The following is a 1,804-nucleotide window of genomic DNA, read 5'->3' as shown; positions in this document are numbered from 1 at the left end:
TTTCTTCCTCTGTAAGGGATAAATCTATAGCTTTACCTTCTTTGTATCCTTCAAGAATATTTTCAGGTTTTTTTATTTGTGCTTCTTGCTCACATTCTTTTGAGTTTATTGAGGTATTTTTATAATCAAGCATTTGCATAGATTCTGCCACTATGGTATGTTTATTTTTCTTTTCTCCATTTTGATCTACCCAAGTTTCTAAAGTAAGCCTACCTTCAATAAGGATTTTTGATCCTTTATTGAGGTATTGATTAGCAACCTCTGCTACTCTTCCAAAAAGCTTCACATCTATAAAACAAACTTCTTCTTTACTTGAACCATCTTGAGTGATTTTTATCGTCTTTTAAACGCTTTGGAGTTTGATTTTTTGAAATGCGATTGTGAAAGAGAATCTTTTATATTTAGATTTGATTGTAGATTGGTTTTTTCTAATTCTTTTTCAATAAAAGTATCTTTTATAAGCTCTTTACCAAAAGAAGGTTTCTTTGGCTATATAGATTTTTTTATCTCTAATATCTAGGATTCGCTTCGCATTTTCGTAGTTTTTGGAATTGTCATAAATGACAATATTATCAAATAATAAAGAAATATTTTTGAAGCTATCATTGACATCTTTGAGGTTGTTTTGTATGGTTTGTGGATCAACATAGTGGAAACCTTCAGCAACTCTATTGTTGATTCTTTTTTCTGAAGTAATGAGGGTATCACTCGTGCCAATATAAAAAAGAGAAGTTTTGAAGTTGTGATTTTTAGCTTGATTTAAAAGATTTTCTATGGATTGTGGGGTTTGAATGATTTTTTCCATAGCAAAGCTTTGAATGTTTTTGAAATAATTTTCTCTCAAAGCATTGAGTTCTTTTGAAGCTTCTATTATTTCTTCTTGAGTGTATTGGCGGTATTGTCCAAATTTATTTTTATAAAATAAATCAAGATTGATGAATGGGATTTTGGATTGCTCTTGTAATTTAGCTCCAAAGGTGGATTTACCTACTCCATTTGTCCCTGTGATGATGATAAAATGAGCCATCAGTAATCTCTGCCTTTGATCAAGTCTATTTTGGCGTATTCTTCAGCAGTGAGTTCTCTTAAGATTTCATTTTTTCTTTGTTCTCTATTTGACTGAATAAAATAACACTTCCCATCAGGTTGGTGTAAAATACATTGATTTGATATAGCTTCATCAATATATATAGCGTTATAGCCATTTTTAAGTAAATCCAATCTCGGGTTTACCCTCTCTACGGCTTCTAGTATTTCATCAAGTGTTTGCATTTGATATTCCTATATGATTTATTTTTTGATATTCAATGATAATGTAGATTATTATAGCATATAGAGTGATTTGAGTAGCAGGTAAATTAATGGCTAGCGATTCTATACAATATAGTCTTTATTCTTTGGTTCTTAAGGAGTATTGATGTATTTATTTAAGGAATATCTACATCATCAAAACATAAAAATCAATCTTTTGAGATTTCAATAATTATATTGATTCTTTACTTATCTTTGCCATTTTCAAAACAATTATTATTGTAATATTGATAAACTAACCAAACAAATAGAACAATACACTCAAATGATATGGTAAGCGTTGCCCTTAAGTTCAATCAAGTCATAGGTTTTTAACTATTCTCTATACTACCTAACATTTATTTTTTACCCCTCCCTTTAATTAACAACATAGGATCTCAAGCAAAAAAATATTAAATGATGCTTTTTGGTAGGTATAACGGGGTAATAGATATTCAAATCAAATAATCCAATCAAATCAAATTCAAATCCCCTCCCTCTTCAAATATAAAAT

The 1,804-nt window shown here is 29.4% G+C and carries 2 protein-coding genes and 1 pseudogene; all 3 read right to left on the bottom strand.

The annotated features are described in order from the left end of the window. Positions 1 to 118 precede the first annotated feature (118 nt). Positions 119 to 325, bottom strand: a pseudogene (gene ssb, locus BKH44_RS09010) (single-stranded DNA-binding protein); the annotation flags it as partial. 141 nt (positions 326 to 466) lie between these two features. Beyond that, a complete protein-coding gene (locus tag BKH44_RS08585; RefSeq protein ID WP_095272423.1) occupies positions 467 to 1,027 on the bottom strand; it encodes an AAA family ATPase in 561 nt (186 codons plus the stop codon). Further along, on the bottom strand, positions 1,027 to 1,272 hold the full coding sequence (locus BKH44_RS08580; RefSeq protein WP_095272420.1) for a hypothetical protein: 246 nt from the start codon (positions 1,270 to 1,272) through the stop codon (positions 1,027 to 1,029). The genes BKH44_RS08585 and BKH44_RS08580 overlap by 1 nt, the downstream gene beginning before the upstream one ends. Positions 1,273 to 1,804 lie beyond the last annotated feature (532 nt).

The sequence above is a fragment of the Helicobacter sp. 13S00477-4 genome, assembly GCF_002272785.1.
GTDB lineage: Bacteria > Campylobacterota > Campylobacteria > Campylobacterales > Helicobacteraceae > Helicobacter_J.
The sequence above is the reverse complement of the archived record's forward strand: the minus strand, read 5'-3'. Positions and strand labels throughout refer to the sequence as shown.